General features: G+C 71.0%; 16 protein-coding genes. 15 read left to right on the top strand and 1 reads right to left on the bottom strand.

Features of this window, described 5'->3' with window-relative positions:
* Window positions 1-92 precede the first annotated feature (92 nt).
* Complete coding sequence (locus tag QN157_05440) at window positions 93-926, bottom strand: CPBP family intramembrane glutamic endopeptidase (GenBank protein ID MDR7555034.1); 834 nt, start codon at window positions 924-926, stop codon at window positions 93-95.
* Window positions 927-1007: 81 nt separating this feature from the next.
* On the opposite strand from QN157_05440, the gene dnaX reads away from it, so the two are divergent.
* The 15 genes from dnaX (at window position 1008) to QN157_05365 (ending at window position 14262) form a co-directional block, all read left to right on the top strand.
* Window positions 1008-2762 (top strand): DNA polymerase III subunit gamma/tau, encoded by a 1755-nt coding sequence (gene dnaX / locus QN157_05435; GenBank protein MDR7555033.1) that lies wholly within the window; start codon window positions 1008-1010, stop codon window positions 2760-2762.
* A gap of 26 nt (window positions 2763-2788) precedes the next feature.
* Window positions 2789-3109, top strand: a complete 321-nt coding sequence (locus tag QN157_05430) for a YbaB/EbfC family nucleoid-associated protein (protein ID MDR7555032.1) — start codon at window positions 2789-2791, stop codon at window positions 3107-3109.
* Window positions 3110-3138: 29 nt separating this feature from the next.
* On the top strand, window positions 3139-3735 hold the full coding sequence (gene recR, locus QN157_05425; GenBank protein MDR7555031.1) for a recombination mediator RecR: 597 nt from the start codon (window positions 3139-3141) through the stop codon (window positions 3733-3735).
* Between the two features lie 284 nt (window positions 3736-4019).
* The gene (locus QN157_05420; GenBank protein ID MDR7555030.1) at window positions 4020-4490 is read left to right on the top strand and encodes a ribonuclease H-like YkuK family protein; all 471 of its coding nucleotides are present in this window, start codon (window positions 4020-4022) and stop codon (window positions 4488-4490) included.
* A gap of 220 nt (window positions 4491-4710) precedes the next feature.
* Entirely contained in the window at window positions 4711-5811 is a 1101-nt protein-coding gene (locus tag QN157_05415; protein MDR7555029.1) for a zinc-binding dehydrogenase, read from the top strand.
* 82 nt (window positions 5812-5893) lie between these two features.
* On the top strand, window positions 5894-6784 hold the full coding sequence (locus QN157_05410) for a branched-chain amino acid ABC transporter permease (GenBank protein ID MDR7555028.1): 891 nt from the start codon (window positions 5894-5896) through the stop codon (window positions 6782-6784).
* Window positions 6781-7800: a branched-chain amino acid ABC transporter permease gene (locus QN157_05405; GenBank protein MDR7555027.1), complete on the top strand. Its 1020-nt coding sequence runs from the start codon at window positions 6781-6783 to the stop codon at window positions 7798-7800. The genes QN157_05410 and QN157_05405 overlap by 4 nt, the downstream gene beginning before the upstream one ends.
* Window positions 7801-7874: 74 nt before the next feature.
* On the top strand, window positions 7875-8621 hold the full coding sequence (locus QN157_05400) for an ABC transporter ATP-binding protein (GenBank protein ID MDR7555026.1): 747 nt from the start codon (window positions 7875-7877) through the stop codon (window positions 8619-8621).
* Window positions 8614-9354 (top strand): ABC transporter ATP-binding protein, encoded by a 741-nt coding sequence (locus tag QN157_05395; protein MDR7555025.1) that lies wholly within the window; start codon window positions 8614-8616, stop codon window positions 9352-9354. Before QN157_05400 ends, QN157_05395 begins: the two co-directional genes overlap by 8 nt.
* A 21-nt stretch (window positions 9355-9375) precedes the next feature.
* On the top strand, window positions 9376-10167 hold the full coding sequence (locus QN157_05390; protein ID MDR7555024.1) for a hypothetical protein: 792 nt from the start codon (window positions 9376-9378) through the stop codon (window positions 10165-10167).
* 4 nt (window positions 10168-10171) lie between these two features.
* The gene (locus QN157_05385; protein ID MDR7555023.1) at window positions 10172-11863 is read left to right on the top strand and encodes an AMP-binding protein; all 1692 of its coding nucleotides are present in this window, start codon (window positions 10172-10174) and stop codon (window positions 11861-11863) included.
* A gap of 99 nt (window positions 11864-11962) precedes the next feature.
* Window positions 11963-12472 carry an AAA family ATPase gene (locus QN157_05380; GenBank protein MDR7555022.1) on the top strand — a complete coding sequence of 170 codons (510 nt, stop codon included), beginning with the start codon at window positions 11963-11965 and terminating at the stop codon, window positions 12470-12472.
* A complete protein-coding gene (locus tag QN157_05375) occupies window positions 12432-13106 on the top strand; it encodes a DUF4143 domain-containing protein (GenBank protein MDR7555021.1) in 675 nt (224 codons plus the stop codon). The genes QN157_05380 and QN157_05375 overlap by 41 nt, the downstream gene beginning before the upstream one ends.
* A gap of 131 nt (window positions 13107-13237) precedes the next feature.
* On the top strand, window positions 13238-13744 hold the full coding sequence (locus QN157_05370; GenBank protein MDR7555020.1) for a Holliday junction resolvase-like protein: 507 nt from the start codon (window positions 13238-13240) through the stop codon (window positions 13742-13744).
* Window positions 13744-14262, top strand: coding sequence for a Holliday junction resolvase-like protein (locus tag QN157_05365; protein ID MDR7555019.1), 519 nt, complete (start codon window positions 13744-13746; stop codon window positions 14260-14262). Before QN157_05370 ends, QN157_05365 begins: the two co-directional genes overlap by 1 nt.
* The last annotated feature ends 132 nt before the right edge of the window (window positions 14263-14394 follow it).

The raw sequence follows: 14394 nt of genomic DNA, 5'->3' as shown, positions 1-14394 counted from the left end.
GCTCCCCGGGCGGCGCGAGTCCACCGTCCCCGCCTCTGCCGTCTGCGCCTGCTGCGGCCGCCGCACCACCGCACGCGCCAGGCGGCGCAAGCTCACCACCCCCACCCCCGCCACAGCGCCACGACCGCCACGACGTTGTTCGCCGCGTGGGCGACGATCGCCGGGACCAGCGTCCCGGTGCGTTCGTACAACCCCGCCAGGACCACGCCCAGCAGGAAGATCGGCAGGGCGTGCACCACCTGCAGGTGGACGGCCGTGAAGAACAGTGCGCTCGTCGCTGCGGCCGCCAGCGCCCCCCAGCGCGCCCGCAGCGCACCGTACACCAGGCCGCGGAAGAACACTTCCTCGCCCACGGGCACGACCACCACCACCAGCAGCAGGAACCACGCCGCCTCCAGCGGTCCCCCCAGCGTCGACAGCACCGGCAGCAACGGGTCGTCCAGGTGCTCGGCGGCCGCGCGGGCGGCGGCCTGCGCCGGTCCTTCCACGAGCCCGAGGAGGAAGACCGCCGCGTCCTCGGCGCCCATGGCCAGGGGCACCGTCAGGAGGGCGGCGGCCACCCCAAGTGCTGCGGCCTGCGGCCAGCCGGCAGCCCGCAGACCCAGGCGGCCGAGATCCTGCCGGTACCGGACGGCGACGACGTAGGCCGACAGCCCCACGAAGAGGCCGTTCTGCAGCAGGGTGGCGGCGCTGAAGGTCGCCAGGGTGAACGGCTCGGCGACGCCCGCCAGCACGAACGCCACGGGCAGGGTCAGCATGAAGAGGATGGAGATGGCGCCGATCTCCGCCAGCCCCCAGGTGCGCTCGTCGCCGACCGGACGGTAGAAGAGCAGGTAGACTGGGAGCGCCACGCCGGCAGCCAGCGCGAGCAGCGCGGCCGTGGCGGCGGTCACGTTGGGCAGGGGGTAGAGCGCCGCGGACACCATCCAGAGCGTAGCGGGGACGGCGCCGCACGGCAAGGAGGGCGCCACCGCGCGCCGAAGTAGTCGGGGCCGAGGTGTCGCATCGTGACCCACGTGTCGCTCTATCGCCGCTGGCGGCCGCAGACGTTCGAGGAGATCGTCGGCCAGGAACGCATCACCCGGACCCTGCAGAACGCGATCCGGGCCGGCCGCACGACCCATGCCTACCTGTTCGCCGGCCACCGCGGGACGGGCAAGACCACGACCGCACGCCTGTTCGCCAAGGCGCTCAACTGCGCCCAGGGGCCCACGCCCACGCCGTGCAACCGGTGTGACGCGTGCGAGGCGATCGCCCGCGGGACCAGCATGGACGTCATCGAGATCGACGGTGCCAGCAACACCAGCGTCGACGACATCCGCGACCTCAAGGAGAAGATCGTCCTCGCCCCGGCCCAGAGCCGCTACAAGGTCTACATCATCGACGAGGTCCACATGCTGTCCACCAGCGCCTTCAACGCCCTGCTGAAGACGCTGGAGGAACCGCCGGCCCACGCGGTGTTCATCCTGGTGACCACCGAGCCCCACCGGATCCCACCGACGGTGCTGTCGCGCTGCCAGCGGTTCGACTTCCGTCGCGTCTCGTTTCCCGAGATCGTCGGACGGCTGCGCACCATCGCACAGCAGGAGCGGCTGGAGATCGACGACGCGGCGCTGGCCCAGATCGCGCGGAGTGCCGACGGGTCGGTCCGCGATGCCGAGTCGATCCTCGATCAGCTCAGCGCCTACGCCGACGGGCCGATCGGCCGCGATCTGGTCACCAGCGTGCTGGGGCTGGTCGACGAGGAGACGGCCGCGGCCCTGGCCGACGCCGTGATCGCCCGGGACGTGGCCTCGGCGTTGCGCCTGGCGCAGGACGCCACCGACGCCGGCAAGGACCCGCGGCAGCTGCTGCGGACGTTGCTGGAGTACGTGCGCGACCTCCTGCTGGTGAAGACGTGCGGCGACGAGGCGGCCGCCATCCTCGACGCCCCCCAGGAGCGCATGGCGCGCCTGCGCGCCCAGACCGACGGCCTGACGATCCCCGACCTGCTGCGCGCCGTGCGGGTGCTCAACGAGGCCGTAGTCGACGCACGGTGGAGCACGCAACCACGGCTGGCGCTGGAGGTCGCGGTGATCCGGCTGGCCCGGCCCGAGATGGATCCCACGCTGGAGGGGGTGCTGAGCCGGCTGGAGCGCCTGGAGGGGCGGCGCGCTGCTGGCGCGGGGAAGCCCCAGGCCGCCGCACCGCCGACGAGCACCGCACCGTCTGCCGGTGCGCCATCGGCCTCATCCGGCCGCGCGGCGTCCCCCGTCGAGACGCCGCCGCATGTCGCCGCAAGCTCGCCGGACACCGCTCCCAGTGTCGTCACCCTCGAGGACGTCCGACGGCAGTGGGCGCGCGTGCTCGAGGACATCAAGCGCCGGAAGATGCTCTGCCATGCGCTGCTCATCGAGGGAACACCCGTGGACGTCCAGGGCGAGACCGTCGTCGTCGCGCTGCGTTCGGTCTACAAGTTTCACGTCGACAGCCTCCAGCGGCCCGAGAACCGCGAGGTGGTCGAGGCAGCGCTGCAGCGTGTGCTGGGCAGCCCCCTCCGGTTCCAGTGTCGGCTGGTGGACGGCCCTGACGCCGAGACCACCGCGCCCGATGCCAGCGCGTCCGTACCGGCGCCGGGGGAGGACGCGGTGGCGACCCCCGCGCCCACGGCACCACCTCGCAGCGCGTCGGCGACTCCCAGCGCTGCGGACGCGGCCGCACTGGTCGCGCGCGCCCAGGAGCTGTTCGGCGCCGAAATCATCGACGAGCGGCCGATCGGGTGAGGTCGCCGTCGGACGGAGGCGGACCGATGGGACTGGGCAACATGGGCAAGATGATGAAGCAGGTCCAGAAGCTGCAGGCCGAGATGGAACGGGTGCAGGACGAGCTGCGCCAGGCGCGGGTGGAGGCCACGGCGGGCGGCGGCGCGGTGAAGGCTGTGGCCGACGGTCACGGTGAGCTCGTGGCCCTGACCATCGATCCGGCTGCGGTCGACCCCGACGACGTGGGACTCCTCCAGGACCTCGTGCTGGCCGCGGTGCGCCAGGCACAGCGCAATGCCCGGGCGCTGGCCGAGGCGCGTATGCAGGCAGTCGCCGGCGGCCTGGGGCTGCCTGGCTGGCCGCGGTAGAGGAGGACCGGGCCCGCGTCCGCGTGCGCATGGACTACCCCGAACCGCTGCAGCGGCTGCTCGACGAACTCATGAAGATGCCCACCGTGGGGCCCAAGACGGCCCAGCGGCTGGCGTTCTACATCCTGCGCCTGTCGCCCGAGGAGGCTCGCGCGCTGGCCGAGGCGATTCTCGACGTCAAGGCCAAGATGCGCCACTGCTCCATCTGCTTTGCCATCACCGACGTCGACCCGTGCGCCATCTGCGCCAACCCGTCGCGGCAGCAGACGGTGCTCTGCGTCGTCGAGGATCCCCGGGACGTGGTGGCCCTGGAGCGCACCCGGGAGTTCCGGGGGCGGTACCACGTGCTGGGCGGGGCGATCTCGCCCCTGGACGGCATCGGCCCCGACGATCTCCGGATCGCGCAGCTGGTCGAGCGCGTGCGGGCTGGCGGCATCGAGGAGGTCATCATCGCCACCAACCCCCGGGTGGAAGGTGAGGCCACCGCGCTCTACCTGGCGCGGGTGCTCAAGCCGCTGGGCGTGCGGGTCACGCGCATCGCCCACGGGTTGCCGGTGGGCGGCGACCTGGAGTACGCCGACGAGGTGACGCTGGCCCGGGCCCTGGAAGGCCGCCGCGACCTGTAGGGACGCGCCGGTATCATGCCCCGGCGCGCCGGGATCGCGCGCGGCACGCCCCTGGCGACCTTCGCCTGCCACACCACGCCCTGGCGCGCCGGGGGCCGTGCGCGACATGCCTTTGGCGACTTCCGCTCGCCACACCACGCCCCGGTGCGCCGAGACTGCGCAGATGCCCGGCGTGGGGGCATCGCGCCACGCCGTGGCCGACGGTACCGCCGACGTCGGCGGCCGCTGTGGCGTTCTTGTACCGGCGGGCGCGTCAGGGGTATACTGGCACCGAGGCGACCGCAATGGAGTTCGTCAGCCCCTCAGCGGGGCGCATGTCGTTCGAGGAGATGTTTCAGCAGCTGGTCGGCTACATCCGCAGCGAACCCGACCAGCACTACCACCTGATCATCGGCACCGACTCCCTGCTCTCCGACGACACCACGTTCGTCACCGCGGTGATCATCCACCGCGTCGGGCACGGCGGGCGGTACTTCTACCGCAAGTTCCGCAACCGCAAGATCGAGAGCCTGCGCCAGCGCATCCTCTTCGAGACGTCGCTGTCGCTGGAGATCGCGCACCTGATCACCGCGGCCCTGGCCCGCAACGGCCTCTCCAAGCTGCCAGTGGAGATCCACCTGGACGTCGGGCAGCAGGGTGAGACCCGGCAGATCGTGCGCGAAGTCGTCGGCATGGTCTCGGGCTCGGGGTACGCCGCCGTGATCAAACCCGACGCCTACGGCGCTACCAAAGTCGCCGACAAGCACTCCAAGTAACTGCACGCGCTGGCGGCCAGCAGAGTCTGCCGCTACCTAGGGGGCAGCAGGGCCAGCCGGTCCGCGACGGCGGGCCCACGCCGACGCCCCGGAAGATACCAACACTCACACCTCGACGTAACAGATCGGAAGCGGCAAGCAGAATAGCCTGCAGAGGCCGGGCTCTCGTGCCCCCGCACGGTAGGAAATCGTCCTCAACCGGCGTAGTCTTCGGGTACCGATGCGCGCCGTGGTCCTGGCCGAGGTCGGGGCGCCCCTGCGGTTGGAGGAGATCCCCCTCCCCCAGCCCAAAGCCGGCGAGGTCCTGGTCAAGGTCGCGGCCTGCGGCGTCTGTCACACCGACCTCCACGTCATCAAGGGCGAGGTCGCGTTCCCCACGCCCGCGGTGCTGGGCCACGAGATCTCGGGCACGGTGGCCGCCCTGGGGCCGGGCGTCACCGGTCCGCCGGTGGGCACCCGGGTGGTCAGCGCCTTCATCATGCCGTGCGGTACCTGCGCGTTCTGCGCCCAGGGGCGCGACGACCTGTGCGAGACCTTCTTCGAGCTCAACCGCGTGCGCGGCGTGCTCTACGACGGCACCACACGCCTCTACCGCGGCGACGGCACCCCGCTGGCCATGTACAGCATGGGCGGTCTGGCCGAGTACGCGGTCGTCCCCACCACCGACGTCTTCCCCCTGCCGCCGGAGGTACCCCTGGCCGAGGCCTGCGTGCTGGGGTGCGCGCTGCTGACGGCCTACGGCGCGGTACGCCACCAGGCGGCGGTCCGCCCGGGCGAGGCGGTGGCGGTCGTGGCCACGGGCGGGGTGGGGAGCAACCTGGTCCAGATGGCCCGGGCATTCGGTGCCACGCCCATCATCGCCGTGGACGTGCGCGACGACAAGCTCGAGGCGGCACGCGCGCTGGGCGCCACGCACACGGTGAACGCCACGCGCACCGACGTCGCCGCCTCGGTGCGGGAGGCCACCGGCGGCCGCGGCGTCGACGTGGCGTTCGAGGCCCTGGGCCGGCCCGAGACGGTGCGCGCGGCCCTGGCGGCGGTGCGGGACGGTGGCCGGGTGGTGGTGATCGGCATCGCGCCGCGCGACGTCACGGTGCCCGTGGAGATCACGCGCCTGGTGCGGCGCAGCGTACAGCTGATCGGGTCGTACGGCGCCCGGGTGCGGGGGGACATGCCGGCGCTCCTGCATCTCGTGCGCGCGGGCGCCGTGGCACCGCAGCGCGCCATCACGCAGCGCGTGCCCCTGGAGGAAGCGCCGGCGGCGTACGCCGCGCTCGACCGCGGCGAGATCGTGGGCCGTGCGATCGTGGTCATGGCCTGAGCGGGTGAACAGGCAGGATCACCCGGAGTCGCGGGGGAATCTGCTGCAGCAACCCGCCGGGTGGCCCCGCTCCGGAGGCGGCATGAGCATTCTGGTCATCCAGCTGCTCAACGCGCTCCTGTACGCGGCGATCCTCTTCTTGATCGCCGGAGGGCTCAGCCTGATCTACGGGGTCATGCGCATCGTCAACCTCGCCCACGGCAGCCTCTATGCCGTGGGCGCCTACGTCATGGCCTGGCTGGTGGGCGGACTGGCCGCGCGCCTGCCCGCGCCTGCGCTGCTGGCGGTGCTCCCTCTGGCCGCGGCCGCGGTGGCGGCGGTGGGAGCGCTCATCGAGCCGGCGTTCCTGCGCCCGCTGTACCGGCGGGCGGAAGAGTACCAGCTGCTGATGACCTTCGGGCTGCTGTTGCTCCTCGAGGACCTGATGCGCTTCGTCTGGGGCCCCACGCCGCTGTCGGCCACGGCGCTGTGGGCCTCCTTCCGGCCGGTGACGGTGCTCGGCGCGCCCTACCCGACGTACAACCTGCTGGTCATCCTCGTCGGGCTCGTGGCCGCGGCGCTGCTGTGGGCCTTCGTCTACCGTACCCGGTTTGGCGTGTTACTGCGGGCCACCTCGCAGGACATGCGCATGGCCGCCGCCCTGGGCATCGACGTCCGGCGGATCTACTTGCAGGCGTTCGTGCTGGGCTGCTTCATGGCGGGGCTGGCCGGCGCGGTGATCGTGCCCATCCAGGGCGCGGTGCTGGGCATGGGCGTGGAGGCGCTGATCCTGGCGTTCGTGGCCGTGGTCATCGGTGGGCTGGGCAGCCTGGAGGGCGCCCTGGTGGGCGCCGTGATCGTGGGGCTCGTCCGGACCGCCGCGATCCAGTACGTGCCCGAGCTCGAGCTGGCCATCCTCTACCTCATCGCGGCCGTGGTGCTGATCACACGGCCCAGCGGGCTGTTCGGCACCCGGGAGGCCCGGCGGGCGTGAACCGCGGGGCGGCGTCCACCGAGGCGATTCCCCGACCGGCGCCCGCGCGCACCCTGGGCCGGGCCGGCTACGTGGCCGCCCTCGCGGCCCTGCTGATCGCCCTGCCCTTCATCCCCCAGGTCCCGCCGTTCCAGCGCATCCTGCTGTCCTACGGCCTCATCGCGGGCATCACGGCGCTGGCCTTCAACCTGCTGCTGGGCTACACGGGCCTGCTCTCGTTCGGCCACTCGGCGTTCTTCGGCACCGCCGCCTACACCACCGCTTTTTTGGTGCGCTACCTGCACCTGACCTCGATGGAGGCCTACCTGGCGGCCGGCTTCCTGTCGAGCCTGGTGGTGGCCGTCGTGTTCGGCGTGGTGTGCGTGCGGTACACGCGCATCTTCTTCTCGATCCTGGCCCTGGCGCTCTCGCAGGTGCTGTGGGGCCTGGCCATCAAGCTGTTCTGGATCACCGGCGGGACCGACGGCATCCGCGTGCCCTCGCCGACGCTGCTGTTCGGGCTGATCGGCGGCGGCGACGACAAGCTCACCTTCCTCGCCACCACCTACTACTACTACGTGCTGGCGATCTTCGCGCTGTGCGTGGGCGCCCTGTGGCTCGTGGTGCATTCGCCGTTTGGCAAGGCCCTCCAGGCGATCCGCGACAACGAGGTGCGCGCCGAGTTCGTGGGCGTGCCGGTGCGCACCTATCGGCTGGTGGCGTTCGTGCTGTCGGGGGCGTTCACCGGGATCGCGGGCGCGCTGTGGGCCCCGCTCAACGGCCACGTCACCCCTGACGTCCTCTACTGGCCGTTCTCGGGCCGCATCGTGTTCATGACGGTGCTGGGCGGGTTCAAGAGCTTCGTCGGCCCGCTGATCGGCGCCGTGGTGTTCAACCACCTGGAGGCGTACGCGGTGGGCTACGCCACCTACTGGCAGGCGGTGCTGGGCGTGGTGCTGGTCCTGCTGGTGCTGCTCATGCCGACCGGCCTGGTCGGGGCGGGCGCCCGGCTGGCTGCCCGGCTGCGGAGGAGCTGACGTGGCGCCTGCTGGTGAGCCGAAGCGCCGGCACCCACGGAGGCCGTCGGCACCGCGCCTGCGGAGGGGCTGACGTGGCGCTGCTGGTGACCGAGCACCTGCGCAAGTACTTCGGCGAGACGCACGCCGTGGACGACGTCAGCCTGACGATCCAGCCCCGGGAGCTGGTCTCGCTCGTCGGCGCCAACGGCGCGGGGAAGACCACCCTGGTGAACCTGATCACCGGCCTGCTGGCGCCTGACCGCGGTCGCATCTTCTTCCAGGGCGTCGACATCACGCACCTGCCGGTCCCACAGCGCATCCGCGCGGGCATCGCCCGCAGCTTCCAGCTGGTGAACCTGTTCGACCAGCTGACGGCCCTGGACAACGTCCGCCTGGCCCTCTTCGCCCGCAACGGCAAGATCCGCACGGCCACGACCCTGGCCGAGCGCGACACGGCGATCCGCGACGAGGCCATGGCGATCCTGGAGCAGTTCGGGCTGGCCCCCAAGTGGGATCTGCCGGCCGCCAGCCTGGCCCAGGGCGAGCGCAAGCTGCTGGACGTGGCCGTGGCCTACGCCTTGCGCCCACAGCTCGTGCTGCTGGACGAGCCCACCAGCGGCGTGGGCACCCGCGAGAAGGGCCGCATCATGGACACGGTGGCGAGCGTCTGCCGGGAGGGCGGGCTGACCGCCGTCATCGTCGAGCACGACATGGACATCGTGTTCACGTACTCCGACCGCATCCTGGTCATGCACCAGGGCCAGATCCTGGCCGACGGGCCGCCCGAGCAGATCCGCGCGGACGACCGGGTGGTCACCACGCTGCTGGGCCATGCCTGAGGTCACCATGCTCGAGGTGCGCAACCTGCACGCCTACCGGGGACCGGCACACGTGCTGCGCGGGATCAGCCTCGCGGTGGGCCCAAGCGAGATCGTCTGCCTGGTTGGCCGCAACGGCGCGGGGAAGACCACCACCCTCGAGGCCATCATGGGCCTGGTCCCCATCCGCACCGGTGAGATTACCTTCCAGGGCCGGGCGATCACTTCGCTGCCGCCCCACGCCCGCGCGCGCCTGGGCCTGGGCTACGCGCCGGAGGACTGCGGGCTCTTCCCGGACCTGACGGTGGCCGAGCACCTGGCCATCGGCTTCTGGATGGCCAGGGGCGCTCGTCCCAACGGTGGTGCCCGCGGGAACGGAAGCGACGACCGCGCGGCGCTGATCCGCACGTTGTTCCCCGAGCTCGACCGCCTGATGCAGCGGCGTGGGCTGCTGCTCAGCGGCGGCGAGAAGAAGATGGTGGCGATCAGCCGCGCCATGGCCACGGCGCCGGCGCTGCTGCTGCTGGACGAGGCGTTCGAAGGGCTGGCACCCGTGGTGGTGCACCGGTTCGCCGATGCGGTGAAGCAGATCAAGGCGGCCGGGGTCTCGCTGCTGGTGGCCGAGTCGAACGTCATGACGGCCGCGAAGGTGGCCGACCGCCTGTACGTCATCGACCGGGGCGAGATCATCTTCAGCGGCACGCCCGACCAGGCCCTGGCCGCCGACGAGGTGATGCGCACTATCCGGGGCTGACCGGTAAAAGGGGGGAGTCCGATGAGCCGCCAGCGCCTGCGCGCCGTTCGCCGCGCGCTCACGGGCATCGCCGTCGCGGTGGGTGAACGCCGCCGCCTCTTCGCCGCCGTCGCGGCGGCCGTGTTCCTCGTCAACGTGGTGCTGCCGCCCCTGGTGCTGACGGTGGCGCGGAAGCCGCCCGACCACGTCTCGGTCAACCCCTGGCTGCGCAATCTGCCCGCGTGGCTCGCCTCCGACGAGGCCACCTGGCAGCGCAAGGCCGAGTTCCTCTGGAACGCCGCGCTCTACTGGGTGATCGCCTCCGGCACGTACGACGACGCCGAGTGGGGGTACACGGCCACGGTGCGCGACGTGGTGCGGTGGGTAGTGTTGTCGCTGCTCTTCGCCACGTACTTCGCGCTGTGGTATGCGCGGCGCGACCGGCTGCGGGCGTGCGCGGTGCCGGTCGCCGCCACCGGCCGGCGCGCCGGTGTGGCCGGGGCCCTGCTCTCCACCGTGGGGTTCTCCACCCTGCCGTGCAGCGTCATCGGGTGCGGAGCGCCGGTGCTGCCGGTGCTGGGCCTGGCGCTCTCGGGCCTGGAGCTGTCGAGCCAGACGCTGGCCACCCTCAGCGGGACCGCGCAGGCGCTCTCCCTTGTCGTCTACGCGGGCGTTCTCGCCGGCATCGCCGTGCTCGCCTGGCACGTGGCGGCCGGGACGCTGGGGACGCCAGGGTCGGGGGTGCAGGGCGCAGGCGCGCCAGGGTCGGGGTCGTCGGGCGCAGGCGCGCCGCGCGACCCGGGCTCCACTCCGTCCACCCCGATGCGCGTCTGAGGTCGTGATCCGCTACGAGCACTTCGTCGGGCGGCCCTACGAGGAGGCCCGCCGGGCCTTCCGCTGGGAGATTCCCACCGCCTATAACATCGGCGTCGACGTGTGCGACCGGTGGGCGCAGACCGCGCCGGACCGGATCGCCATCCACTACGAGTCCGACGCCGGCGCGCGCGCCACCGTGACCTACGGCGACCTGCGCGCGCAGGCCGCGCGCCTGGCCAACGCCCTGCGCGCCCACGGCGTGCAGCGCGGCGATCGCGTGGCGGTTATCTTGCACCAGCGCCCCGAAACCGCCGCCGCGCACATCGCTATCTACTGGCTGGGCGCGGTGGCCGTGCCGCTCACACGCCAGTTCGGGCCCGATGCGCTGGCCTACCGGCTCGCCGACAGCGGCTGCCGGGTGGCTGTGGCCGACCCACGCGTGGTGCCCGTGCTGGCGGGCCTGCACGACCAGACGCCGGACCTGCAGCTGGTCGTCGTCGTCCACGACGCGCAGCTGCCCGAGCTGCCCGAGGGCGGCCGCGTCGGCGCCTGCCGCTACGCGCCGTGGCGCGTGTTGCTCGCCCCAGCGGCGAGCACGTTCACGCCGGAGGCCACAGGGCCCGACGATCCCGCGCTCATCATCTACACGTCGGGCACCACCGGCCCACCCAAGGGCGCGGTGCACGGCCATCGCGTGCTGCTGGGGCACGTGCCCTCCGTGCAACTGTACTTCGACTTCGTGCCCCAGGGCGGGGAAGTGTACTGGACGCCCGCCGACTGGGCCTGGATCGGCGGCGCCTACGACCTGCTCTTCCCGGCGCTGCGATTTGGCGGCCCCGTGGTGGCGTTCGAGACGACGAAGTTCGATCCCGAGCGCGCGTTCCGGCTGATGGCCGCCTATGGCGTCACGCACGCGTTCCTGCCGCCCACCGCCCTGAAGATGTGCATGCAGGTGCCGCCGCCGGCTGGCGACCTGCGGCTGCGGGCGATCATGAGCGGGGGCGAACCCGTCAACCCGGTGATCCTCGAGTGGCGCGACCGCCATCTGCCTGGGGTCCTGCTCCACGAGATCTACGGCCAGACCGAGGCGAACCTGGTCTGCGGCAACTGCTCGCGCCTGTATCCCGTGCGCCCGGGCTCCCTGGGCAGGGCGTTCCCGGGCCACGACGTGGTCGTGCTACGCGACGACGGCACCCCCGCCCCGCCCGGCGAAGCTGGCGAGATCGCAGTACGCGGCCCCGGCGACCCCGTCGTCTTCCTGGGCTACTGGCGCAACCCGCAGGCCACCGCCGCCAAGTACCAGAGCGTGTGGCTGCGCACCGGCGACCTGGCCCGATGCGACGAGGACGGCTACTTCTACTTCGAAGGACGCACCGACGACGTGATCAAGAGCGGCGCCTACCGCATCGGGCCCGCCGAGGTCGAGAGCAGCCTGCTCACCCACCCTGCGGTGGCCGAATGCGCGGTGATCGGCGCACCCGACCCCGTGCGCGGCCAGATCGTCAAGGCCTTCGTAACGCTGCGGGCCGGATATGTGCCCTCACCCGACCTGGCCGCGGCGATCCAGCAGCACGTGAAGACCCGCCTGGCCGCCTACGCGTACCCGCGCGAGATCGAGTTCATCGACGCCCTGCCCCTGACGACCACCGGGAAGATCCGCCGGGCGGAGTTGCGGGCGCGGGAGGCGGCACGGCGGGGAGGATCGAAGTGTTAACTTGTCCTTGCACGGAGGAGAAAAACATGGTCTGTTCTCCTTCAGAGAAGGAGAAAAAAGCCCATCACCCTCCTCCTTGGAAGGAGGGCCACTTCCTCGATGGCCGCGCTCGCCGGACCCGTCCGGGAGGCGTTGACGGAACCCCCGGCAAACTTCCCCGGAGGTCCTGTGCCCGAGGGCACTCCGCGCCGCGTCTACGGAACGGTACAGCTTCCCGGGAAGGTCACCGCCATTCCGGGAGTGCGCCGGGCGGGCAAGACCACATTCGTCCACCAGTTGCGCCGTGAGCGGCTGGCGGCTGGGGGCGCCCGGGTTCTGGTGCCCTGCCTGAATTTCGAAGACGAGCGGTTGGCGGGACTGAAAGGGACGCAGCTTGGATTTCTACTGGAGGAGTACGGGCGCCGCGTGCCCGACGCGGCCAAACTCGGCAAGGTCCTCTGGTGCTTCGACGAGATCCAAGTCGTGCCAGGCTGGGAGCGCTTCGTGCGCCGCCTGCTGGACAGCGGGACGGCCGAGGTGGTCGTGACCGGATCATCCGCCAAGTTGGCATCAGCTGCTCCGGGACTACGTGGACGTCGCCATCCTGCGGGACGTGGTCGAGCGCCATAACGTGAGCAACGTCGTGGCCCTCCGGTGGCTGGTTCGTCATCTTCTGGCGAATGCGGCGAGCTCGTTCAGCGTCGAACGGTTTCACGGCGTGTTGAAGAGCCAGGGTATCGCAGTCTCCCGGGACACCCTCCATCACCTGCTGGGCTACCTCGAAGACTGCTTCCTGGTGCGCACCGTATGGATGGAGGCAGACTCCGCACGCCAGCGCATGGTCAATCCACGCAAGGTCTATCCGGTAGATCCGGGCCTTATCCGGGTGTTCGATCGCTCTGGACGAGGAAATCTGGGGCACGTCCTCGAGACGGCGGTACTGATCGAGCTGGAGCGACGGCGGGCTGAGGTGACCTATGTCCGCACTCCTGAAGGCCACGAGGTGGATTTCCTGGCGCGCGCACCGGATGGCACAGAGCATTTGCTGCAGGTGTGTGCCGATGCCTCCGATCCCGATACCGCCGCGCGGGAGATACGGGCACTTCGGGAAGCGGGGCGCCATCGACCGCAGGCCAAACGGTGGTTGCTGACGCCCACGAGAGACGGTACGCTACCCGATCCGCCCAAGGACATCACTTGCTGGCCGGCCTATCAGTGGATGCTTACCGATGGCAGCGTGATGGCTTCGCACCACGAGGGGTAAGAACGCCCCGGCGGGCGTCGCTGGAGCCATGAGGCAATCCCAATGGCGCCATGCCTTATGGCTATCGGGCGAAGTGGGCAAGGATAGGGCGTTGCATTTGCCCGTGCTCATGGGCGACCAGGAGGCGAGTGGTGAACACCGTGGAGCGAACGATCCGCGCGTTGCAGTCCGAGCCGGGCCTGAGGTCCGTCTGCCCCCGCTGCCGGCGTAACTTCTCGTTGCGACAGGCGCTGCTCTTCCCTGCTCGCGGTCCCTACCCCGACGCTGCCGGGCAGGCGCTGCGGCACTGGGAGGAGGAGCTGCGGTCGTGGAGACACGAGATCACCCGAAGGCGAGAACAGGCGCGGGCCGCCCCGGGTCGGAGCAGTATCGCCACGCAGGCCGGGCAGCTCCTGGAAGTGGTGGTCCCTGTCCGGCAGAAGGACGTTCCCCATCGCGAATGGCGTCCCATGGGTGATCCCGTCGACTTCCTGGTCTTCCCCGGGCTTTCTCGGGGACGCGTAGAAGCGATCCGGTTCGTCGAGGTGAAGACAGGAGGCGCAGGACTCAACGCGCGCCAGCGCATGGTGGAGCACGCCGTGCAGGGCGGCAAGGTGGAATTCCGGGTGGTCGACCGGACGGCACAGGAGGCGGAGTGATGGATCGGGTAAGCCACCTGCTGGCCTTTCAGGAGATCCTCTGCCAGTGTCCCTGTTGCGGCGACCTCTTCCGGCTCTCAGAAGCCCGCCTGTACCGGTGGAGGGAGCCTCGCCCAACCCCCTTCGACCGGCTCCGTGTGGAAGAAGACCGCCTCGAACGGATCCAGCTACGCCTTGAAGAGGAGCTTCGCAGGCTGCGGGAGCGCTCGAGGCAGGAGGCGAGTCGCCGGTTGCGACGCCGGCTGCGCTCCTGCGACCCCCTGTTCACTGCGCACGGGTACTACCCGAAAGACGCGCGCCCGTTGCTTGACCCCGTGGACTACGTCGTCTTTGACGGCCTGAGCACTCGCACGCGACTCCGATCGGTGGTGCTGTTGGACCTGCCGGCACGGGACCGTGTGCGGGAGCGGCTCCAGCGCTCCATCGAACGGGTAATCCGGCAGGGCGACGTGGAGTGGCTTGCGCTCCGAGTACAGGAGGATGGAACCGTGGTGCCCTGGCGCGGCAACGCGCCGTGACGAGGAAGGGAGGGGAGATGGTGGCACGGCTCCTATACGGCGAGCGTCTCTGGGAGGAGATCGACCGGCTCGCACATGGCAGCCGCTCGCTCACGGCAGCCGTGGCCTTCGTGGGGGCACGGTCGGACCGCT

This window comes from Armatimonadota bacterium (genome assembly GCA_031459855.1).
Taxonomy (GTDB): domain Bacteria; phylum Sysuimicrobiota; class Sysuimicrobiia; order Sysuimicrobiales; family Humicultoraceae; genus Fervidifonticultor; species Fervidifonticultor primus.
Note: the sequence above shows the minus strand (reverse complement) of the source record. Positions and strands in the feature narration are given on the sequence as shown.

Bases quoted from the DNA above. Each gene is read 5' to 3' on its own strand.
- QN157_05440 (MDR7555034.1), bottom strand. From the start codon at position 926: ATGGTGTCCGCGGCGCTCTACCCCCTGCCCAACGTGACCGCCGCCACG.
- QN157_05430 (MDR7555032.1), top strand. From the start codon at position 2,789: ATGGGACTGGGCAACATGGGCAAGATGATGAAGCAGGTCCAGAAGCTG.
- recR (MDR7555031.1), top strand. From the start codon at position 3,139: ATGGACTACCCCGAACCGCTGCAGCGGCTGCTCGACGAACTCATGAAG.
- QN157_05420 (MDR7555030.1), top strand. From the start codon at position 4,020: ATGGAGTTCGTCAGCCCCTCAGCGGGGCGCATGTCGTTCGAGGAGATG.
- QN157_05415 (MDR7555029.1), top strand. From the start codon at position 4,711: ATGCGCGCCGTGGTCCTGGCCGAGGTCGGGGCGCCCCTGCGGTTGGAG.
- QN157_05410 (MDR7555028.1), top strand. From the start codon at position 5,894: ATGAGCATTCTGGTCATCCAGCTGCTCAACGCGCTCCTGTACGCGGCG.
- QN157_05395 (MDR7555025.1), top strand. From the start codon at position 8,614: ATGCCTGAGGTCACCATGCTCGAGGTGCGCAACCTGCACGCCTACCGG.
- QN157_05390 (MDR7555024.1), top strand. From the start codon at position 9,376: ATGAGCCGCCAGCGCCTGCGCGCCGTTCGCCGCGCGCTCACGGGCATC.
- QN157_05380 (MDR7555022.1), top strand. From the start codon at position 11,963: ATGGCCGCGCTCGCCGGACCCGTCCGGGAGGCGTTGACGGAACCCCCG.
- QN157_05365 (MDR7555019.1), top strand. From the start codon at position 13,744: ATGGATCGGGTAAGCCACCTGCTGGCCTTTCAGGAGATCCTCTGCCAG.